Below are 21,052 nucleotides of genomic sequence, written 5' to 3'. Positions count from 1 at the left end.
ACTGCCTCCCCCCGGGCCCAGAACGGCGTTCTGCGGCCCGTACGCCGAAGGGCGGCCACCCTGGTCGGGGTGACCGCCCTTCGTCGTGCCCAGGGTCTTACTTGCCCTTGGCGGCTTCCTTGAGCTTCGAGCCCGCGGAGACCTTCACGCTGTAGCCGGCCGGGATGTTGATCGGGTCGCCGGTCTGCGGGTTACGAGCGGTGCGAGCGGCACGGTGGGTGCGCTCGAAGGTCAGGAAACCGGGGATGGTGACCTTCTCGTCGCCCTTGGCGACGATCTCACCGACGGTCTCGGCGAGCGCGGCCAGCACGGCGTCGGCGTCCTTGCGAGTCACCTCGGCGCGGTCGGCCAGGGCGGCCACCAGCTCACTGCGGTTCATGTTGTTACTCCCGTGTTCTTCTTGCCTGTGAGGCGTGAGATCGAAGCCGATGCTGCCAGGGCCCTCGGACAGTCCCCGGACCCGGGTCCGTTTTTTAGACCTTCGCGCCCCGTGGGGTCTCCCCCGGACGAAGTCCTTGGGAAAGCATCCTGCCCCCACCTGCGGCGGGAAAGCCAATCCGGCACCCTCCGGAGTCACACGAAAAGCACCACTGCCTCGTCATGGTGACGTTCCGTCGACTCCCCAGAAGCGGTCCGCACCTGATGCGGGGCTCTGCGGGACGCGTCGCCCGCCCACCCTAAAGGGGCGTTTGGGGCGCCGCGACCCGCGACGCGCCGGATATCAGACGGACGTGGGGCCCGTCACAGCCGTACCGGCCGCCTTCGCGGCTTCCCGGACGGCTCCCGCGACCGCTCCGGCGACCTTGTCGTTGAAGACGGACGGGATGATGTAGTTCGCGTTCACCTCGTCCTCGGCGACCACGTCGGCGAGGGCGCGCGCGGCGGCGAGCATCATCTCCGTGTTGACGGTGCGGGACTGGGCGTCCAGCAGCCCGCGGAAGACGCCGGGGAAGACGAGGACGTTGTTGATCTGGTTCGGGAAGTCCGAGCGGCCGGTGGCCACGACCGCAGCCGTCCGGCGTGCGATCGCCGGGTCGACCTCGGGGTCCGGGTTCGCGAGCGCGAACACGATCGCACCGTCGGCCATGGCCGCGACGTCCTCGCCGTCCAGGACGTTCGGGGCGGAGACGCCGATGAAGACGTCGGCGCCCACGACGGCCTGCTTGAGGGTGCCGGTGACGGACTCGGGGTTGGTGTTGTCGGCGATCCAGCGCAGCGGCGAGTCGGCGTCGGCGGAGACCAGGTCCTCGCGGCCGGCGTGCACCACACCGTGGATGTCGGCGACGACCGCGTGCTTGACGCCCGCGGCGATGAGCAGCTTCAGGATGGCCGTACCGGCCGCTCCGGCACCGGACATGACGACCCGTACGTCCCCGATTCCCTTGCCCACCACGCGCAGGGCGTTGGTCAGGGCGGCCAGGACGACGATGGCGGTGCCGTGCTGGTCGTCGTGGAAGACGGGGATGTCGAGGGCCTCGCGCAGCCGTGCCTCGATCTCGAAGCAGCGCGGCGCGGAGATGTCCTCCAGGTTGATGCCCGCGAAGCCGGGGGCGATCGCCTTGACGATCTCGACGATCGCGTCACTGTCCTGCGTGTCCAGGCAGATCGGCCAGGCGTCGATGCCGGCGAAGCGCTTGAAGAGGGCCGCCTTGCCCTCCATCACGGGCAGGGCGGCCATCGGACCGATGTTGCCGAGGCCGAGCACCGCGGAGCCGTCCGTCACGACTGCGACGGAGTTGCGCTTGATGGTGAGGCGCCGGGCGTCCTCGGGGTTGTCGGCGATCGCCATGCACACCCGGGCCACACCCGGGGTGTAGATCATCGAGAGGTCGTCACGGTTGCGGATGGGGTGCTTCGACGCCATCTCGATCTTGCCGCCGAGGTGCATCAGGAACGTACGGTCGGACACCTTGCCGAGGATGACGCCCTCGATGTCGCGCAGACCTTCGACGATCTCGTCGGCGTGCGACGTGGAGGAAGCGGCGATCGTGACGTCGATCCGCAGCTTGTCGTGGCCGGAAGCGGTCACGTCGAGGCCGGTGACCGAACCGCCGGAGGACTCCACGGCCGTGGTGAGCTGGGAGACCGCTGTGCCGCTCGTGGGCACCTCCAGCCTGACCGTCATCGAGTACGAGACGCTGGGCGCCGTTGCCATGGCCGAGTCCTTCGCTTTCCTTAGCTTCATTGCTATGCGTGGCCGGATCTGTTGCCGCCGGACACGCCTTCCGATATTCGCACCTACCGACGAGTAGCCGGTAATGACTGCCACACTTCGGAAAGTTTTTTCCACCATACGAGATATGAGGGGGTCGATGGAACCCCTGTCGGGCCCTGTATCCGGGCCCGTAAACGAAAACAGACCCGCGCCACCGCAAGGTGACGCGAGTCTGTCTTCTTCAGTTGAACGGCACCGGCCCGCCATGCTCGCCTCGCGGCAAGTGGTCGCTCGAAGCGACGAAGGTTGGGCCCGGGGGCTTGGATCGAGCCGGTGCCGACTCCAGGCTAACAAACACCCCGGGGAAGTGATTCCCCCAGCGCAGGTTGACCGAAAAAAGGCTCCCGCACCCCCGCCGGACCGGGCCCGTCAGTCCCTGAGCAGGTCCGGCACCCCGTCCTCGTCGGGCAGGTCGCGCTCCCCCGAGACGACCGTGAGCTGCTGCGTCGCGCGCGTCAGCGCCACGTACAGCACCCGCAGCCCCGCCGGGGACTCGTCCGCGATCTCCGCGGGCGAGACGACCACCGTGGCGTCGTACTCCAGGCCCTTCGCCTCCAGGCTGCCGAGCGCCACCACGCGCTCGCCGAGCTCCGCGAGCCAGCCGCGGGCCTGCGCCCGCCGGTTCATCGCGACGACGACACCCACCGTGCCGTCCACCTCGCCGAGCAGCCGCCGGGCCTCCTCCCGCACGGTGCCGGCCAGATCGCCGTCCCGCACGGTCTCGAAGCGCGGCTTCACGCCTGTCGAGCGGACCGCGGCCGGGGACTCCATGCCCGGCATCGCGAGCGCCAGGACCTTGGCGGCCAGCTCGGCGATCTCCGCCGGGTTGCGGTAGTTGACGGTCAGCGTGAAGTTCCGGCGGGGGCGGCTGCCCAGCGCCTCGTCACGGGCCGCCGCCGCCTCGTCCGGATCGGACCAGGAGGACTGCGCCGGGTCCCCGACGATCGTCCAGGTGGCGTGCCGGCCGCGGCGGCCGACCATCCGCCACTGCATCGGCGTGAGGTCCTGCGCCTCGTCGACGATGACGTGGGCGTACTCCGTACGCTCCGCGGCGAGCCGCTCGGCCCGCTCCCACTGGGTCTCCTCGCGCTGCGGCATCAGCTCCTCCAGACCGGTGAGCTGGTCCAGCGGATCGAACTCGCGCTTGCGCTTGGGCCGGTTCGGCGTCCCGAGCAGCGTCTGGAGTTCGTCGAGGATCGCCACGTCGTGGACGGAGAGCGGCCCCCGGCCCTCCGCGTCCAGACGCTTCAGGGAGCGCGCGAGCCGGCGCACCTCGCCCTGGTTGAGGGTGCGGCGCGCCCACCGGGCGAGCCGCTTCTCGTCGGCCATGGACGCGAGCACCCCGCGCGGGGTGAGCTCGGGCCACCAGGCGTTCAGGAACTCGATGAACGGCGTCTCGGTGGAGACGTCCTCGTCGAACGACGAGCGCAGTTCGGCCGCCAGCTCCTGATCGGTGTAGCGGCCCCGGCCCGACGACCTGTTCCACAGCGCGTCGAGCAGCAGCTTGCGGGCCCGGGGGCGCAGCAGGTTGACCGGTGCGGTGCCGCTGAGCACGTTGTTGCGGATGCGCCGGAGCTCGTCCTCGTGCAGTTCGACGCGGGCGCCGAAGGCCACCACCCTGAGCCGGGTCGGGGCGCCGGTCTCCTGAGGGGCCTGCTCGGCCTCGCCGAACGCCAGCTGGCCCTCCTGGGCCGCCGGGCGGGAGCCGGGCTGGTCCAGCGCCCCGCGGGCAGCCTTCCGCAGCACGTGGAGCATCCGGGAGGAGCCCTTGATCCGGGCGACGGCGGGTTCGTCGTAGGTGGTGGCGCCCTCGTTGCCGGCCGCCTCGTCGGAGAGCGAGCCGACCGCACGGATCGCGACCTGGCCCTCCTCACCGAGCGAGGGCAGCACGCCCTCGGTGTACGCGACCAGCAGCGGCGTCGGCGAGACGACGAGGATGCCGCCCGCGTAGCGCCGCCGGTCCTGGTAGAGCAGGTACGCGGCCCGGTGCAGGGCGACCGCGGTCTTGCCGGTGCCGGGACCGCCGGAGACCTCGGTGACCGAGGCAGCGGGCGCGCGGATCACCAGGTCCTGCTCGGCCTGGATGGAGGAGACGATGTCCCGCATGGTGTGGCTGCGGGCCTGTCCGAGCGCCGCCATCAGCGCGCCGTCGCCGATGACGGGGAGTTTGCCGCCCCCCAGGAACGCGGTCAGCTCGGGACGCATCAGGTCGTCCTCGACGCCGAGGACCCGGCGGCCCTTGGAGCGGATGACCCGGCGGCGTACCACCCGGCCCGGTTCCTTCGGCGTCGAGCGGTAGAACGGCGCGGCCGCCGGGGCGCGCCAGTCGATGACCAGCGGCGCGTAGTCGGAGTCGAGGACCCCGATCCGGCCGATGTGCAGCGTCTCGGCGATGTCGGCGGTGCCGTCCTCCCGTACGACGTCGTCGGCGGGTTCGACGGAGGTGAACGCGCCGTCCGGGCCGCGTTCGCCGTCCTTGCCGAGCAGCAGGTCGATCCTTCCGAAGAGGAAGTCCTCGAACTCGCTGTTCAGCCGGTTGAGGTGGATTCCGGCGCGGAACACCTGGGCGTCACGTTCGGCGAGCGCTCCCGGTGTACCCACCTGGCCGCGCTTGACGGCGTCATTCATGAGAAATTCCGCCTCGTGGATCTTCTCCTCGAGGCGGTGGTAAACACGGTCGAGATGTTCCTGCTCGACACCGATTTCCCGGTCCCGCAACGAATCGACAGCGGCATCCTGCGCGGCCACCGAGGCCCCCTTCTGACGTGCATTGGGCAGCCGTCAAGCCTATGCGAAGGGGGGCCGTCGCGCACCTGCCGCCGCCCTCGATCTTGCACTCCGGGGTATCGATTGCGTGTCGGAGGCCGCGGGACCGGCCCCGGGGGCCCGTTCCGCGGCCCTCAGACGCCGACGCTCACCAGCCGTTCGCCGTCGAACGTACGGACCTCGAAGTGGTCGATGTCCGCCCGGGCCATGGCGGCCCCGCCGTGGACGTAGAGCGGGTACCTGGCGGCGGGGTGGGCGGAGTCCGCGATGCCGTATCCCCATTTCGGGACGGACCAGGAGGTGACGACCTCCTCCTCACCGGTCTTCGAGACGGCGACCAGCCTGCACTTCTGCGGGCCCTTCACGTTCTTCAGCTCCAGCACGGTGTGGGTGCCCCACGCCTTCGGCTCCATGCCGACCGTGGCGTCGACCGCGGTGACCGGGTCGGTCGCCTCCGCCTTCTCCTTCATGTGGTGGAAGAAGGCGTCCTCGGCGGGGCTGGTGGGGTGCGGGTCGGCCGCCTCCACGCTGCCCGGGCCGCCGCCGGTGACCGCCACCGCGACCACCGGGCCACCGATGATCAGCGCCGCTGCCGCCGCCACCAGATACCGCGTCCGCCGGGTGCGCCGGGCGCGCTTGGCCGCGACCTCGTCGATCAGGCTGCCGAGCACCCGGGGCGCGGGCGGCGCCGGGACGTGCGGGACCGGCCGCGCGCCTGGCACGGCCGCCGGGGACTCGGCGAGCATCGCGAGCATCGGCTCCATCCCGGCGAACTCGTCGAGGTGGGCGGCGCAGCGGGCGCAGCCGGCCAGATGCGTCTCGAAGGCGGCGGCCTCGCTCTCGTCCAGAACGCCCAGGACGTACGCGCCCGCCGCGTCGTGGCCCGCCTCGTCCACGGGGCCGCCGGGGGCGTCGGTGAAACGGCCGGGGGGACCGGAGGGGCCGGCCGGCCGGGGCCCGAAGGGCTCCCATTCCTGGTCGCTCATGCCGTGATCCCCCTCTCTTCGAGTGCGAGCTTCATCGAGCGCAGTGCGTAGAAGACCCGGGAGCGCACCGTGCCGCTGGGTATGCCGAGCGCCTCGGCCGCCTCGTTGACCGTACGGCCCTTGAAGTAGGTCTCGACCAACGCTTCCCGGTGGGCCGGGGTCAAATCGTCGAGTGCGTCCGAGAGCGTCATCAGCCACAGCGCCTTGTCGATCTCGTCCTCCGCGGGAATGACCTCCAGCGGTGCCGGGTCGACCTCGTGCGGCCGGGCCTGCCGGCTGCGGTGGCCATCGATGACGATGCGCCGGGCGACCGTCACGAGCCAGGGCCGGACGGAACCGGTGGCCCTGTTGAGCGAACCGGCGTTCTTCCAGGCACGGATGAGTGTCTCCTGCACCACGTCCTCGGCGCGCTGTCGGTCGCCGGCGACGAGGCGGAGCACGTACGCGAGCAGAGGTCCGGCGTGTTCGCGGTAGAGCGCCCGCATCAGCTCCTCGTCGGGGACGGCGGAGGGTGAGGGGGGCGGCCCACCGCGATGCCGGGCCCTGTGCGGACGGTCATCGGCCACGGCCGCATCCTTGCGCACCCGAACCTCCCGGTCGAGACCCTGTCGAGCTCCTTGGCCATCGATACGGGGATGCGGGGCGGTCCATTCAACGCGCGTCCAAGATTCTTTACGGATCCGCGACTTCGCGGTCCGCGGAGGGGCCGGCCGTCCCGGTGTGCCGCCGCCGGTGCCGGGCGACCCGTTCGCGGTTGCCGCAGACCTCGCTGGAACACCAGCGCCGGCGCCGGCCGCGTGAGGTGTCCAGGTAGACGCGGCGGCAGTGGTCCCCCTCGCAGCGGCGCAGCCTGGCCAGGGCGGCCGGATCGGTCAGGAGTTCCACGGTGTCCCGCGCCACGGCGGCCAGCAGCGCCCCGCAGCCGGGCTCGGTGCTCAGGCCGCGCACCAGGGCTCCGTTACCGGCGCGCACGGCGCACAGGCCGGGCGGCGCGGCGGCCGCGAGCGCGTTGACGCGCTCCAGGGCGCCGTCCGCCGCCCGACCGCCGAGCTGCGCGGTGAGCAGCCGGTCCACGGCGCTCCTCAACTGCCGGAACCGTACGAGCCAGTGGTCGTCCACGTCGTCGAGCCGGGTGCCCCGCGGTACGGCCCCGGCGGCGACCAGCCACTCGGCGAGCCGTTCGGGCCGGTCCAGCGGGTCGGCGGTGCCCGGGGTCCCGGCCGCTGTCGCGGCCAGGTCCAGGCAGAGCCGTCCGGAGTCGAATCGCCAGTGGTACGAGCCCTTGCGCGCCGCCATGCGCATGCCACCGCCTCGGGTCCGGTCGCCGTCCCCACCAGAGTGCCCGCCGCGGCCTCCGCCCGTAACCCCTGCCACGGCGCGGACCCGACGCAACTCCCCTCGTACGATGGCCGGATGGACGACCACCCACGCACCGCCCGCATCCGGGCCGGCTCCCTGGTGCTCCGCCCCTGGCTGCCGGACGACCTCGCGGTCCTGCTCGACGCGTACCGCGACCCGGCGATCCAGGCGGGGTCGCGTGCCCCGGTGAACGACGAGGAGGCGGCGGCGCGCTGGCTGCGCGGCCAGGAGGAGGGCCGGGCGTCCGGGCTGCGTCACGGCTTCGCCGTGGTGGACCCGGCGCTCGGGGACGGGCCGGTCGGAAACGTCGTGCTCGTGCGTCCCGCGCCCGGGTCCGGTTCGGCCGAGGTCGGCTACTGGACGGCGGCGCACGCCCGCGGCCGGGGCATCGCCCCGCAGGCCCTCGGAGCGCTCACCGACTGGGCGTTCACGGCGTTCGCCGGGGACGGACTCGTCCGGCTCGACCTGCTGCACCAGGTGGACAACGGCGCGTCGTGCCGGGTCGCGGAGAAGGCCGGATACGGCTTCGCGGAGCTGCTGCCCGCGCACCCGCCCTGGCCGCGGGAGGGGCACCGCCACACGCGCCGGGCACCCTGACCCGACCGCCTCCTCAGGCTCCGGACTCCGCCTCCGCGCCGGTCACCGGGCCGTCGTGCAGGATGCGCTGGAAGAGCCGGTGGTCGCGCCATTCCCCGTTGATGTGGAGATAGCGCGGGGCGAGGCCGAACTCCTCGAAACCGCATTTGGCGAGCACTCGCTGGGACGCCGTGTTGTCGAGCACCGTCCCGGCCTCGACCCGGTGCAACCGCAGCTCGTCCCGGGCGATTTCGCAGATCAGCCGTACCGCGGCGGTGGCCAGTCCGCGGCCCGCGTAGTCCACGTCCACCCAGTAGCCGAGGGTGGCGCTGCGGAACGGACCGAGCACCATGGCGTTCAGGTTGAACCCGCCGATCGCCCGGTCCTGCGCGTCGCAGAGCACCCAGGGCATCACGCGCCCCGCGGCGTAGTCGGCCAGCAACCCCTCCAGCCGCTCGCGCTGCCCCTCCTCGGTGTAGAAGGAGTCGGGCCGCGCGGGCTCCCAGGGCTTCATGTACGCACGGCTGCGGGTCATCGATTCGGCGAGGGGGCCCGCGTCGGCCACGTTCACGGGGCGCAGCCGCACCCCGCTGCCGAGATGATGGGTGTCATTGCTCATCCGCCCACCGTAATCACGGGTCACAGCAGCGCACCAGCATTTTCACGGCGCTCAGGAGTCGGCGTACTTGGCGTCCGACGCCGGGTCCAGGGCCAGCCGGTAGCCGCGTTTGACCACCGTCTGGATCAGCCGGGGCACCCCGAGCGCGGTGCGCAGCCGGGCCATCGCCGTCTCCACCGCGTGCTCGTCCGTACCGCTGCCGGGCAGGGCGCGCAGCAGATCGGCGCGGGCCACCACCCAGCCCGGCCTGCGGGCCAGGGTGTGCAGCAGGGCCATGCCGGCGGGCGGCACCGCACGCAGTTCGTCGTCGACGAGGACGGCGTGGCCGCGGATCTCGACGCGGTGCCCGGCGACCGGCAGGATCCGTGCCCGGGAGGGCAGCTCGCGGCAGAGCAGCTGAACGAGCGGTCCGAGCCGGAAGCGCTCCGGCTGGGCGGTGTCGATGCCGCGGTCCTGCAGAGGGAGTGCGGTGACCGGTCCGACGCACGCCGAGAGGACCTCGCCCTGCAGGGCGCCCATCAGGTCGGTCAGCAGCCCGCGTTCCTCGGCCCGGCGGAGCAGGGACACCGCGGCGGGGGCGCTGGTGAAGGTGAGCGCGTCCAGACCGCGGGCGATGGTGATGTCGATCAGCCGGTCGAGCGGGGCGATGTCCTCGGGCGGCATCCAGCGGTAGACGGGGACGCCGATGACCTCGCCGCCGGCCGCGCGCAGCGACTCCACGAAGCCGGGCAGGGGTTCGCCGTGCAGCTGGAGGGCGATGCGGCGGCCCTCGACGCCCTCCTCCAGGAGCCGCTCCAGCACCTCCGCCATGGATTCGGACGCCGGTGACCAGGTCTCGGTCAGCCCGGCGGCGCGGACCGCGCCCTTGACCTTGGGTCCGCGGGCCAGCAGTTCGACGCCGCGCAGGGTGTCCAGCAGCTGTTCCCCGATGCCCCAGCCGTCGGCCGCCTCGATCCAGCCGCGGAAGCCGATCGCCGTGGTCGCGAGGACCACGTCGGGGACCACGTCGATGAGTTCCTTGGTGGCGGCGAGCAGTTCACTGTCGTCGGCGAGAGGCACGATCCGCAGGGCGGGCGCGTGCACCACGGTGGCACCCCGCCGCCGCAGCAGGGTGCCGAGCTCGTCCGCCCGGCGCGCGGCGGTGACACCGACCGTGAAACCCGCGAGGGGCCCGTGCTGTTCGTCGTCGTGCATATGGTCTACCCGGCTCTCGTCCCGCTGCTGCTCAATGGTGCGGAGGGCCGAGCCTGCCAACGAAGCGTGACAGGCTCGGTTCACCCGTATTTCCCGCCCGTTACGGCACCCGACATCGACAGGGCCTTTCGTCCGGATCGGGCCGGACCCCACGAGCCCGGCATGATCCGAACAGGAGGCCGCAGGTCATCATCACACTTCGGCGTAGCTGAGCTGGGGCTTCGCCGGAACCGCTGTCGTGCGGCGAAGGTATACCGCCCAGGTGAGTGCGAAACACACGCCGTAGAAGGCGAGGAAGGACCAGAAGGCCGCCGTTCCGGTGCCCGAGGTCTGGAAGGACTGCCGGAAGGCGAGGTTGATGGCCAGCCCGCCGAGCGCCCCGACCGCGCCGATGAGCCCCATCGCCGCTCCGGACAGCCGCCGCCCCTGGGCCGCCGCCTCCTCGCCGCGCAGCCCCTGGGCGATCGCCTTGGCGTGGAAGATGCCCGGGATCATCTTGAACGTCGATCCGTTGCCGAGCCCCGTCAGGACGAACAGGGCCGTGAAACCGACGAGGAAGACGGTGAGCGATTCGATGCCGGAGGCGTAGACGACGACACCGGTCGCCACGGCCATGGCGGCGTAGTTCGCCAGGGTGATCCGGGCACCGCCGTACCGGTCGGCCAGCCAGCCGCCGACCGGCCTGATGAGCGAACCCAGCAGCGGCCCGACGAAGGTGAGCGACGCGGCCTGCAGCGGGGTCCGGCCGAACTGGGTCTGCAGGACGAGCCCGAAGGCGAAGCTGTAGCCGATGAAGGAGCCGAAGGTGCCGATGTAGAGCACCGCCATGATCCAGGTGTGCGGGTCGCGCGCGGCGTCCTTCGCGGCCCCGGTGTCGTTCTGCACGGGCGCCAGGTTGTCCATGAACTTCGCCGCGCACAGCCCGGCGAGGACGATCAGCGGGATGTACACGCCGAGCACGATCCGCGGGTGCATGGCGCCCGCGGTTCCGATCACGAGCAGCCCGATGAGCTGTACGACGGGTACGCCGATGTTGCCGCCGCCCGCGTTCAGTCCGAGCGCCCAGCCCTTCTTGCGCAGCGGGAAGAAGGCGTTGATGTTCGTCATCGAGGAGGCGAAGTTGCCGCCGCCGATGCCGGTCAGCGCGGCCACGGCCACCAAGGTGGTGTACGAGGTCCCCGGCTCCATCACCACGAAGGCGGCGACCGTCGGCACCAGCAGCGTGAACGCGCTGAACACGGTCCAGTTCCGTCCGCCGAACCGGGCCACGGCGAAGGTGTAGGGAATCCGCACGAGGGCCCCGACCAGCGTCGCCGTGGAGATCAGGAAGAACTTCCCGGCCGGGTCCACCCCGTACTCCGGGCCCATGAACAGGACCATCACCGACCACAGGGTCCAGATGGAGAACCCGATGTGCTCGGAGAGTACGGAGAACCAGAGGTTCCGGCGGGCGATCCGCTCGCCCTTCTCCCGCCAGAACGTCTCGTCCTCGGGTTCCCAGTGCTCGATCCAACGGCCAGCCATCACGCGCCTCCACGGGTGGTCGGGGTGTTGTCCCCGACGCTAGAGAGCGCGCGTTTCGGTGTGGTGCCGCGAGGTGACCGGTGCGCAACCTTGCTCTCACCGGGCCGGGGGCGGCCCGGTGAGACGGTGGCCGGCGGCCGGGTTCAGCGGCCGCGGACCGGCTGCCGCTCGGGCCCGCTCCGGGCCGCCCCCGGCCGCCGTGTCCTCTTCGGGGCGCCGTTCGGCCACAGCTGCGGCCGCCGCTTCGCCGCCACGTCCTCGGTCCAGCCGAACGCGAGGATGCACACCGCGATCAGCGCCCAGGCGAAGAGCAGGACCGGTACCCAGCTCTCCAGCAGCCAGGGCACGTTCTCGCCCAGGAAGTCGACGGCCCACAGCCGGTCGTACACCGTCGCCGCGACGAGGATGCAGACGTTGTGCCAGAGGTAGATCGTGACCGCACGTGAGTTGAGCAGCGTGATCGTGGTGTCCCAGCCCTGCAGCCGCTTGGGCCATTGGGTCCAGGACGGGCTGTAGTGCAGCAGGAGCAGGACGCAGCCGAACGACCACAGGGCCTGCGCCAGCGGAATGGCGTCCAGGTCGAACCCGGCCCGGAATCCCTCGTGCGAGGCCCACCACAGGCCGAGCGCGGCGACGACCGGGGCGAGCGACGGCACGAGGTAGGAGGGCAGCCGCTTCAGGATCCCCTCCTGGTGGGCCATCCCGAGCACCCAGCAGGCACCGAACGTGCTGAAGTCGGTGATCGCCGAGTCGATGCGCTCCGGCGTGGAGATCATCTCCCTGGACATGACGAAGGCCAGCGCCAGGGGGGCGAGCAGGGTCGGCCAGGGCATCTTGCGCAGGCCCCGCAGGATCAGCGGCGACATCAGGACGTACCAGAGGTACGCGCGGATGTACCAGAGGGGCCCGGCGAGGTCGCTCCCCCAGGTCTCGCCCAGGAAGCCGTGGATGCCCGGCAGTTCCTCGGCGAACGGCGGATCGCTCAGCGGCAGGATCCAGAGCAGCAGATGGGTCCACCACCAGCCGGGGTGCCCGTCGGCGTCCGGCCCCCAGCCCTGGAGCACCATCCCGGTGACCCCGATCGCGCCGAGCAGCCAGAGCGGCGGCAGCAGACGGCGGACGCGGCTGCGGATCACCTGTGCGGCGGGCCGCTTCAGCGAGCGGGCCATGAGGTTGCCGGCCAGGGCGAACATGACGCCCATCGACGGGAAGACGATCGGCAGCCAGGCCCAGCCGGTGAGGTGGTAGAGGACGACGCGGAACAGCGCGAGGGCCCGGAGCAGGTCGAAGTAGCGGTCCCGGCCGGGCTTCTTCGGCCCGGGCGCGGGTTCTGCCCCGGGGATCGCGGAGGCCGGTGCGTCCGGGAACCCCGGCGGCACGATCCGGTCCGGCGATGCCTGTTGCGGCAGCGGCTGGGTCCGGGGGCCGTAGGGGTCGTACGGCTGGTACGCGGGGTACGGCTCGTAGGCGGCGGACGGCTGGTACGGCCCGTCGTTCCCGCGCGGGCCCGGTCCGGGCGGGGTGGGTCTGGGGCTGGGGTAGGTCATGCGACGGGCCTCCGGTCGGTGCTGCGTCCGGTCCCCTGGCTCGGCAGGGCACGCGGCGCCTCCACGACCCCCGTGCGGCGCAGCTTCTGCCAGCGGAGCCGGCCGCCGGTGAGGGCGGTGATCCAGGACTGGAGCAGCACCACGTACATGAGCTGCCGGTAGAGGATCTGCTGGAGGGGCAGCGAGAGCAGATGGGTCATGCGCTCCCGGTCGAGCCGGAAGGCGTACGCGGCGCAGACGGCCTGCACCGCGAGGACGCCGAGCCAGGCGACAACCGTCTTCTCGGTGGGACCGAAGACGAGCCCGTACAGCAGGAAGACGTCGATGAGCGGTGCCAGCAGCGGAGCGACGACCATGAACAGGGCGACGAACGGCAGCCCGACACGTCCGAAGCGGCCGGACGGGCCGCGCTCGATCACCGCGCGGCGGTGCTTCCAGATGGCCTGCATCGTGCCGTACGACCACCGGTAGCGCTGCGACCAGAGCTGCTGCACGGACTCCGGCGCCTCGGTCCAGGCGCGGGCGTTCTCCGCGTACACGACGCGCCAGCCGTCGCGGTGCAGGGCCATCGTGACGTCGGTGTCCTCGGCGAGGGTGTCGTCGCTCATGCCGCCGATCCGGTTGAGCGCGTCGCGGCGGAACGCCCCGACCGCACCGGGGATGGTGGGCATGCAGCGGAGCATGTCGTACATCCGGCGGTCGAGGTTGAAGCCCATCACGTACTCGATGTGCTGCCAGGCGCCGATCAGCGAGTCGCGGTTGCCGACCTTGGCGTTGCCGGCGACGGCGCCGACCCGCGGGTCGGCGAAGGGCTGCACGAGTTCGCGGACGGTGGACGGTTCGAAGACCGTGTCGCCGTCCATCATCACGATGATGTCGTGACGGGCGTGCGCGATTCCGTTGTTCAGGGCGGCGGGCTTCCCCGCGTTGCGCTGGCGCACCACCCGGACGCCCGGCAGCCGCATCCGGTCGACGAGGTCCGCGGTGCCGTCCGTGGAACCGTCGTCGATGACGATGACCTCCAGCGGATAGTCGCTCGCCACCAGCGAACGCACCGTGTTGGCGATGCACTTGCTCTCGTTGTACGCGGGCACCAGGACGGACACCGGGCGGGTCAGCGGCTCGCCCCAGCTGAAGTCCCGGCCGCGGACCCGGCGGGCGTGCGCGAAGGACAGCAGCAGCATCAGGCCGAACCGGGCCAGGACCAGCACCCCGACGACGGCGAGACCCGCCACCATCACGTCGGTGAGGTGCTCCGAGACCTGCACGGCGTAGACGAACGCCTTGCCCTTCCAGAGCGCGTATCCGGTGACCGGGGTGTGCGCGCTGGGGGCGCCGAGGGCGGCGGTGAGATTGTCGAACTCGTAGCCGCGCTCCTGCATCGCGGGCAGGAACTTCCCCAGGGCGGTGACGGTCTGGGACCGGTCGCCTCCGGAGTCGTGCATGAGGATGACGGCGCCGTCGCCGTGCTCGGGCGTGGCCCGGTCGATGATCGCGTCGACCCCGGGCCGCTTCCAGTCCTCGCTGTCGGTGTTGTTGACGACGGTGAGGTAGCCGCGGCTGCCGACGTACTGGGTGACCGGCCAGGACTTGTCGTCCATGGCGTCGGCGAACGAGGAGTACGGCGGCCGGAACAGGGACGTACGGATACCGGCCGCACCCGCCAGCGCCAGCTGGTTCTGGGACAGCTCCCAGTCGATGCGGTCGGTGGACTGGTAGGAGAGGTCGGGGTGGTTGAAGGTGTGCAGCCCGACCTCGTGCCCTTCCTCGACCATGCGTTCCACCAGATCGGGGTAGCGCGAGGCCATGGTGCCGGTGACGAAGAAGACGCCGTGCGCGTGGTACTTCTTCAGCTCGTCCAGCACCCGGGGGGTCCACACCGGGTCGGGGCCGTCGTCGAAGGTCAGCACGATCCGGTGGTCGGGGATCCGCAGCGTCTCGGCGGGCTCGGTGGCGCTGCGCGCGTCGATGACGGGGCCGCCCTCCAGAACCTGCTCGGGCACCCGGTCGGTGGCCGCCGGTGGCTGGATCCGGTGGTCGGCGAGGATTTCGCTGTGCACGTAGCCGCGCAGCATCAACATGGCGAGCAGGGCAACGAGGAACAGGAACGGCAGCATGTAGCGCATGGGAAGTCTGCGCCGCCGGCTCTGCTTCTTACGGTGGTGCCTGACCCGCGGGGCGGGGTTGGTCATCTAGCTGGCGCCTTCTTGCTCTTGCACAGGGGGATCAGATGTGGTGGCGGGCGGCGTCACGGGGTCCGGGGACGTGGGCGCCGGATCGGTGCTCGGGGTCCCGGGGTCCACGGCCGGCGCGGAGACGGACGTCTCGCCCGCCGGCTCGCCGCCGCTGGTGCTCGATGCCGCGCCGGTGTGCGCGGACGGCACGACGCGGGCCGGGACGGAGGAACCGGTCTGCGCGGCCGGGGCACTCCCCTCCCCGTCGGCGCCGCCGGTTCCGGCCGCGCCTCCTCCGGTCTCCGGGGTGACGGACGGGGGGACGTCCGAGGTGGCTCCCGGTGATGCCTGGGCACCCGGGCTCTCCCCGAGCGTGGCCGGTGTCCGTACCTCCTCGGCCTTCTGCTGCTCCTCCTGACCGGAGAGCGGCAGCACGGGCGCCATGGAGTTGCCTCCGAGCAGGGCGACGACGAGCGTCACCGCGTACCCGACGCAGATCGCGGCCAGGACCCAGCCGAGCCGCCGGAGCGTCTTGCTGCGCCGGCCGCTCTCATCGACGAAGACCGGGCCGTCGGAGCCCTCCGGAGCGCTGGGTTCCGGGAGCAGCTCGGAGAGCTGTCGTCCCAGACCGTCGAGCTGGATGGTGACTTCGTTCGGCTCGTGGGTGTGCCCCGTACGGGCACCTTCACGCCAAGTTTCCACAGTTGTACGCACTTCCCCCACTCAGGACCGGGTGCGCGCAACTGACCGGATATGTGCCGCTGGACCGGGCCCCCACCCTGTCCACGTGCGCCCCCTACCACAGTGCACCCGGGCCATGAATGTAGCGCACGCCGAGGAGACTCCGGCCCCACGGAGCGGTGTTGTTCCTCATGAGAGATACATCCGTTTTCGAACCGTGGTGCGGGCACTGCCCCGAGGGGGTCAGCCGTGGGAGCACGGTGCAGGAGTGCACGCCGGGGCGCACGCCCCTGCACGCCGGTCGCGGCCCTCGGCGGCACGACGCAGGGGGACACAAAAACGAGGACCCCGCTGCCGGTGGCAGCGGGGTCCTCGTTCACATGGGAATTGTGGAGATGGCGGGAATCGAACCCGCGTCCAACGGTGCGGAACCAGGGCTTCTCCGAGTGCAGTTCGCTACGCTTTTCTCGGCCCCGGAGGTCACACGAACAAGCCTCCGACAGGCCCAGCCACTGTTTGATTTCCTCCTAGGCCCCGTGACCGGGCTTAGAAGTTTAGATCCCTTAGTGATGCCAGGATCCGGGTCGGGATCACCCCCGGGCTGACACTCCGCAGAGTCTTCGCTTAGCTGCTAATTAGGCAGCGAGGGCGAAGGCGGAGGAATCGCGCTTGGAATTGGCGATTATTGTTTGCGACATATGGTTTACGAGATCATTGCCGCTTCCTCGACTCGCTTCCCCTGCTTCGACATCCGCTGTCGAAACCGATCATCCCCATGTTGATTTTTCAAAGGTGGTACACACCCCGTGGGGTGCAGTGCCATCGTACGTGACCAACGCACGACGATGCCAGCGTATTCCTGCCGCACCGGCCGGCAGTCACTGGCGCGGGGCGCTCAGGCGCTCCGCTGACGGCGGCGGGCCGCAGAGATCGCCCGGTTCGTCTCCCTCGTGTCCTGCTTCTCGCGCAGCGTCTGCCGCTTGTCGTACTCCTTCTTGCCCTTCGCCAGCGCGATCTCGACCTTGACCCGGCCGTTGGTGAAGTACAGGGCCAGCGGCACGATCGTGTGCCCGGTCTCCTGCGACTTCGACTCCAGCTTGTCGATCTCGGCCCGGTGCATCAGCAGCTTGCGCTTGCGCTTGGCGGCGTGGTTGGTCCAGGTCCCCTGGACGTACTCGGGGACGTGGATGTTGTGCAGCCACGCCTCGCCGCCGTCGATCTGTACGAAACCGTCCACCAGGGAGGCCCGGCCCATCCGCAGGGATTTGACCTCGGTCCCCATCAGGACGAGGCCACACTCGTAGGTGTCGAGGATGGTGTAGTCGTGGCGCGCCTTCTTGTTCTGCGCGACCATCTTGCGCCCGGTGTCTTTTTCCTTAGCCATAGTGCGGCCATTTTCGCACTACGACCCACCCCCGAGGCCACTCAATACCGTCTCGGCCCGCTCCTGGGCCCGCGCGCTCACCGCGAGGTCGGGCGTGATGCCCCGGCCGTCGACGCCGCGGCCCGCCGGAGTGCGGTAGTGCCCCACGGTCAGCTCGGCCACGGAACCGCCCGCGAGCCTGCTCGGCATCTGGACCGACCCCTTGCCGAAGGTCCGCGAACCGACCGTGACCGCCCGGCCCCGGTCCTGCAGCGCGCCCGTCAGGAGTTCGGCCGCGCTCATGGTCCCGCCGTCGATGAGGACGACGACGGGCCGCTCGGTGTCGCCGCCCCCCTCGGCGTACAGGGCGTGCTGCTCGCCGTGCACGTCGTACGTGGCGACCAGGCCGCCGTCCAGGAAGGCGGAGGCGGCGGTGACGGCCTCGGCGACGAGTCCGCCGGAGTTGCCGCGCAGATCCAGCAGCACACCGGCGTCCGCCGGCGCCTTCAGGACCGCGTCGCGGACCGCGGCGCCGGACCCCTTGGTGAACGAGTCGACGTCGATCAGTACAGCCGCGGAGGAATCGGCCCGGTCCGGTCCGATCCGCCGCACGGAGACGGCCTCCGTGGCGAGACGGGCCCGCCGCAGCGTCTCGGTCCGGGTGACGGAGCCCCGCTGGACGCCCAGCACGACCGTGCTCCCCGCGGCCGCACCTGTGCGGTCGCCCCGCAGCAGGGCCACGACGTCGGAGACCGGGCGCCGGTCGACCCGGCTGCCGTCGACCGTGCGCAGCACGTCGCCCGCCCGGATTCCGGCTCGTGCGGCGGGGCTGCCCGGCTGGACCCGGGCGACCGCGACCAGCCCGTCGGCGGAGCGTCTGGCGGCGATCCCGACGCCCGTGTACGAGCCGTCGAGGGCCTGCTCGAACTCCTCGTACTCCCGCTCGTCGTAGACCGCGCCCCAGCGGTCCCCGCTGCGGCTGACGACCTCCTCGGCCGCCTCCGTACCGGACTTGCCGTCGGCCACGGCCTCGGCAGCCGCGTCGGCCACCGCGTCGCGGTCGGCGGCGGCGGCGACGGACCGGGTCTCCACCTCGGTGTCGTGCCCGCCCCCGTGCGGCAGCGAGCCGGTCGCCGCGGCCGTGGCGAGCACACTCGCGAAGACCAATGTCAGGGCCGCCCCGCGGCGAAGACCGCGGGGCCCGACACGACATTCGGGGCCCGGCATGGCGCCGAGTCTAGGACAACGCCCCGGGGGCGCACGGCCCGTTGGCCGCGCGCCGCTGGGGCGCTTGTCACACCTTGAGGTACTTGCGCAGCGCGAAGAGAGCGGCGACCGCGGGCATCAGCAGCCCGATTGCCAGGACCAGCGGGAGCTTGGTGAGGACCGCTTCCCAGCCGATGAAGTCGATCAGGTTCAGCTTGTCCTGGAGCGCGAGACCGCCGTCGATCAGGAAGTAGCGCCCGCCCAGCAGCATGACGCAGGCCAGTACACCGCCGATCAGGCCGGCGAACGCGGCCTCCATGATGAACGGCATCTGGATGTAGAAGCCGGAGGCGCCGACGAGCCGCATGATGCCCGTCTCCCGCCGTCGGCTGAACGCGGACACCCGGACGGTGTTCACGATCAGCATCAGGGCGATGACGAGCATCAGCGCCATCACGAAGAGCGCCGCGACGTTCATGCCGTTCATCAGGTTGAAGAGGTTGTCCAGGAGCCCTCTCTGGTCCTGGACGGACTGCACCCCGTCACGCCCGGCGAAGGCCGTGGCGACCACCTTGTACTTCGTGGGGTCGTGCAGCTTGACGCGGAAGGACTCCGGCATCTGGTCCGGCGTGATGTTGCCCGCCATCGGGGAGTCGCCGAACTCCTCCTGGTAGTGCTTGTACGCCTCGTCGGACGACTCGTAGATCACCTTCTCCACGACGTCCATCTTGTTCAGATCGCCCTCGATCTGCTTCTTCTGCGGGTCGGTGACCGCACCCTTGGCGCACTGGACCACCGTCTCCGCGTCGCCCTTGCCGCAGAGGTAGATGGAGACGTTGACCTTGTCGTACCAGTAGTCCTTCATCGTGCTGACCTGCTCGCGCATGAGCAGCGCGCCACCGAACAGGGCGAGCGAGAGGGCGACGGAGACGACGACGGCGAAGGTCATCGTGAGGTTGCGACGGAGGCCGACGCCGATCTCCGACAGGACGAACTGGGCGCGCATGGCGTCCTTTCAGTGCTGGGTGCTCAGTGCTGGTAGCCGTAGACGCCGCGCGCCTGGTCGCGGACGAGACGGCCCTGCTCGAGCTCGATGACGCGTTTGCGCATCTGGTCGACGATGTTCTGGTCGTGGGTCGCCATGATCACGGTGGTGCCGGTCCGGTTGATCCGGTCCAGCAGCTTCATGATCCCGACCGAGGTCTGCGGGTCGAGGTTGCCGGTCGGCTCGTCCGCGATCAGCAGCATGGGCCGGTTGACGAAGGCCCGCGCGATCGCCACGCGCTGCTGCTCACCACCGGAGAGCTCACCGGGCATCCGGTCCTCCTTGCCGCCGAGACCGACGAGGTCGAGGACCTGCGGGACGGCCTTGCGGATCTCGCCGCGCGGCTTGCCGATCACTTCCTGGGCGAACGCCACGTTCTCCGCGACGGTCTTGTTGGGAAGGAGGCGGAAGTCCTGGAACACCGTGCCCAACTGGCGCCGCATGTGCGGCACCTTCCAGTTGGACATGCGCGCGAGGTCCTTGCCGAGGACGTGGACCATGCCCTGGCTGGCGCGCTCCTCGCGGAGGATGAGACGCATGAAGGTGGACTTGCCGGAGCCGGAGGAGCCCACCAGGAAGACGAACTCGCCCTTCTCGATATCGAGAGACACATCCCGTAGAGCGGGACGGCTCTGCTTCGGGTAGGTCTTGGAGACGTTGTCGAATCGGATCACGGATGCACCACGGTCGGCCGGGAGTAGGTGAGCGTGACCATACGCGAACCGGGCTCAGGCGTGCAGGCGCGCGTACCGGGATGGGTGATTTACGGTGAAACGGCAGCGGTCGGACACCGCCGGAACGGGCCCGCTCCCCTCCCGGACCGGGAGGTATCCGGCGGGCCGCGCCGAAATCCGCGCGAGCTGGCACAGTGGTAGGGGGAACGGTTGCGTTTCCGTGAGCGTTGTGCGGAGAGAAGGCTTGTGCGGCTCCGCCGCGCGGGAGGAGGAAAGCGCATGACCTATGACCGACTGGTGTGCGCGAGCTGCGCGGCGCCCGTGAGCGAGGGGCGCTGCCCCGTATGCCGGGCCAGCCGCGCGCGACTGGAGCAGCAGGAGCAGGAGCAGGGACCGTTCGCGGGGCTCAGCCCCGCGATGCTGATCGCCCTGATGGTGGTGCTGCTGGCCGCGCTGGCGCTGCTGGCGCACCAGACCGTGTAGCGCGTCCGCCTGTCCACCCGCCCGCGCTTCCGGCTTTCGCCAGGTCGGCAAAACGTTCATCCTCGTACGCGCAGGCGCATGCACAGGGGCCCCGGATACCAGTGATCGGTATCCGAGGCCCCTGCGTGCGTACGTGTACGCATACCGCTGCTGCCCGTCAGGCGGCGGTGCGGCCGTTCACCAGGCGCGGGAGGATCCGGAAACCGATGCCTCCGGCGATCATCGTCGCGGCGCCGACCAGCAGGAACGTGGTCTCCGCCGCACCGGTCTCGGCGAGCTCGTCCTTGCCCTTGCCCTGCTCGACCGGCTGGTTGCCGACCGAGTCGGTGTCGGTGTTGTCGGAGTCGACGCACTCGGCACCGTCGAGGGAGACGGTGCAGGTGCCGGTGTCGCCGGTGGTGGAGCCGTTGGTCCCGGAGCCGGAGCCGCCGGTCGCGGCGTCCCCGCCACCAGCAGCGGCATCCCCGCCACCAGCAGCGGCATCCCCGCCACCAGCAGCAGCGTCCCCGCCACCAGCAGCGGCATCCCCGCCACCAGCAGCGGCATCCCCGCCACCAGCAGCGGCATCCCCGCCACCAGCAGCGGCATCCCCGCCACCAGCAGCAGCGTCCCCGCCACCAGCAGCGGCATCCCCGCCACC

19 protein-coding genes and 1 other RNA gene are annotated in these 21,052 nt (G+C 70.9%); 2 read left to right on the top strand and 18 right to left on the bottom strand.

All coding sequences use genetic code 11. The annotated features are described in order from the left end of the window. Positions 1-97: 97 nt before the first annotated feature. From ACGFZA_RS30645 to ACGFZA_RS30620, 6 genes are all read right to left on the bottom strand, one after another. Positions 98-379 (bottom strand): HU family DNA-binding protein, encoded by a 282-nt coding sequence (locus ACGFZA_RS30645; RefSeq protein ID WP_003968811.1) that lies wholly within the window; start codon positions 377-379, stop codon positions 98-100. 342 nt (positions 380-721) lie between these two features. Beyond that, a complete protein-coding gene (locus tag ACGFZA_RS30640; RefSeq protein WP_385283127.1) occupies positions 722-2,155 on the bottom strand; it encodes an NAD-dependent malic enzyme in 1,434 nt (477 codons plus the stop codon). A 429-nt stretch (positions 2,156-2,584) separates the two neighbouring features. After that, on the bottom strand, positions 2,585-4,963 hold the full coding sequence (locus ACGFZA_RS30635) for a HelD family protein (protein ID WP_393683359.1): 2,379 nt from the start codon (positions 4,961-4,963) through the stop codon (positions 2,585-2,587). A gap of 152 nt (positions 4,964-5,115) precedes the next feature. Further along, a complete protein-coding gene (locus tag ACGFZA_RS30630; RefSeq protein ID WP_385283132.1) occupies positions 5,116-5,967 on the bottom strand; it encodes an anti-sigma factor family protein in 852 nt (283 codons plus the stop codon). Continuing rightward, positions 5,964-6,551, bottom strand: a complete 588-nt coding sequence (locus ACGFZA_RS30625) for a sigma-70 family RNA polymerase sigma factor (RefSeq protein ID WP_385283135.1) — start codon at positions 6,549-6,551, stop codon at positions 5,964-5,966. Before ACGFZA_RS30625 ends, ACGFZA_RS30630 begins: the two co-directional genes overlap by 4 nt. A gap of 88 nt (positions 6,552-6,639) precedes the next feature. After that, on the bottom strand, positions 6,640-7,263 hold the full coding sequence (locus ACGFZA_RS30620; protein ID WP_393683356.1) for a CGNR zinc finger domain-containing protein: 624 nt from the start codon (positions 7,261-7,263) through the stop codon (positions 6,640-6,642). Positions 7,264-7,380: 117 nt separating this feature from the next. Here ACGFZA_RS30620 and ACGFZA_RS30615 point away from each other — a divergent pair, with 117 nt between their 5' ends. Beyond that, positions 7,381-7,923: a GNAT family N-acetyltransferase gene (locus tag ACGFZA_RS30615; RefSeq protein WP_393683354.1), complete on the top strand. Its 543-nt coding sequence runs from the start codon at positions 7,381-7,383 to the stop codon at positions 7,921-7,923. 13 nt (positions 7,924-7,936) lie between these two features. Here ACGFZA_RS30615 and ACGFZA_RS30610 read toward each other — a convergent pair whose 3' ends face one another. From ACGFZA_RS30610 to ftsE, 11 genes are all read right to left on the bottom strand, one after another. Beyond that, on the bottom strand, positions 7,937-8,521 hold the full coding sequence (locus tag ACGFZA_RS30610; protein WP_393683352.1) for a GNAT family N-acetyltransferase: 585 nt from the start codon (positions 8,519-8,521) through the stop codon (positions 7,937-7,939). 51 nt (positions 8,522-8,572) lie between these two features. Further along, positions 8,573-9,715, bottom strand: coding sequence for a uroporphyrinogen-III synthase (locus ACGFZA_RS30605; RefSeq protein ID WP_385283142.1), 1,143 nt, complete (start codon positions 9,713-9,715; stop codon positions 8,573-8,575). Between the two features lie 192 nt (positions 9,716-9,907). Next, the gene (locus ACGFZA_RS30600; protein ID WP_393683350.1) at positions 9,908-11,239 is read right to left on the bottom strand and encodes a nitrate/nitrite transporter; all 1,332 of its coding nucleotides are present in this window, start codon (positions 11,237-11,239) and stop codon (positions 9,908-9,910) included. A 143-nt stretch (positions 11,240-11,382) separates the two neighbouring features. Further along, positions 11,383-12,786 carry an acyltransferase family protein gene (locus ACGFZA_RS30595; RefSeq protein ID WP_393683348.1) on the bottom strand — a complete coding sequence of 468 codons (1,404 nt, stop codon included), beginning with the start codon at positions 12,784-12,786 and terminating at the stop codon, positions 11,383-11,385. Continuing rightward, positions 12,783-14,978 carry a glycosyltransferase gene (locus tag ACGFZA_RS30590; RefSeq protein WP_393683346.1) on the bottom strand — a complete coding sequence of 732 codons (2,196 nt, stop codon included), beginning with the start codon at positions 14,976-14,978 and terminating at the stop codon, positions 12,783-12,785. Before ACGFZA_RS30590 ends, ACGFZA_RS30595 begins: the two co-directional genes overlap by 4 nt. After that, a complete protein-coding gene (locus tag ACGFZA_RS30585; protein WP_385283152.1) occupies positions 14,979-15,662 on the bottom strand; it encodes a hypothetical protein in 684 nt (227 codons plus the stop codon). It abuts the gene before it with no gap. A gap of 366 nt (positions 15,663-16,028) precedes the next feature. Continuing rightward, positions 16,029-16,416, bottom strand: a transfer-messenger RNA (tmRNA) gene (ssrA, locus tag ACGFZA_RS30580). Between the two features lie 120 nt (positions 16,417-16,536). Beyond that, positions 16,537-17,025, bottom strand: a complete 489-nt coding sequence (smpB, locus tag ACGFZA_RS30575; RefSeq protein ID WP_385283155.1) for an SsrA-binding protein SmpB — start codon at positions 17,023-17,025, stop codon at positions 16,537-16,539. A gap of 18 nt (positions 17,026-17,043) precedes the next feature. Further along, positions 17,044-18,231 (bottom strand): S41 family peptidase, encoded by a 1,188-nt coding sequence (locus ACGFZA_RS30570; protein ID WP_385283158.1) that lies wholly within the window; start codon positions 18,229-18,231, stop codon positions 17,044-17,046. 67 nt (positions 18,232-18,298) lie between these two features. Further along, complete coding sequence (gene ftsX, locus ACGFZA_RS30565; RefSeq protein ID WP_393683343.1) at positions 18,299-19,216, bottom strand: permease-like cell division protein FtsX; 918 nt, start codon at positions 19,214-19,216, stop codon at positions 18,299-18,301. Positions 19,217-19,239: 23 nt separating this feature from the next. Next, positions 19,240-19,929: a cell division ATP-binding protein FtsE gene (gene ftsE / locus ACGFZA_RS30560; RefSeq protein ID WP_024489199.1), complete on the bottom strand. Its 690-nt coding sequence runs from the start codon at positions 19,927-19,929 to the stop codon at positions 19,240-19,242. 279 nt (positions 19,930-20,208) lie between these two features. Between ftsE and ACGFZA_RS30555 the strand changes: the two genes are divergently transcribed. Then, a complete protein-coding gene (locus tag ACGFZA_RS30555; protein WP_385283164.1) occupies positions 20,209-20,412 on the top strand; it encodes a hypothetical protein in 204 nt (67 codons plus the stop codon). Positions 20,413-20,569: 157 nt separating this feature from the next. Here the strand turns inward: ACGFZA_RS30555 and ACGFZA_RS30550 are convergent. Further along, on the bottom strand, positions 20,570-21,052 hold a 483-nt coding region (locus ACGFZA_RS30550; RefSeq protein WP_393683341.1), incomplete at its 5' end, for an LPXTG cell wall anchor domain-containing protein.

This window comes from Streptomyces sp. NPDC048211 (assembly GCF_043202315.1).
Classification (GTDB): Bacteria; Actinomycetota; Actinomycetes; order Streptomycetales; family Streptomycetaceae; genus Streptomyces.
This window is presented reverse-complemented; position numbering and strand designations above follow the sequence as displayed.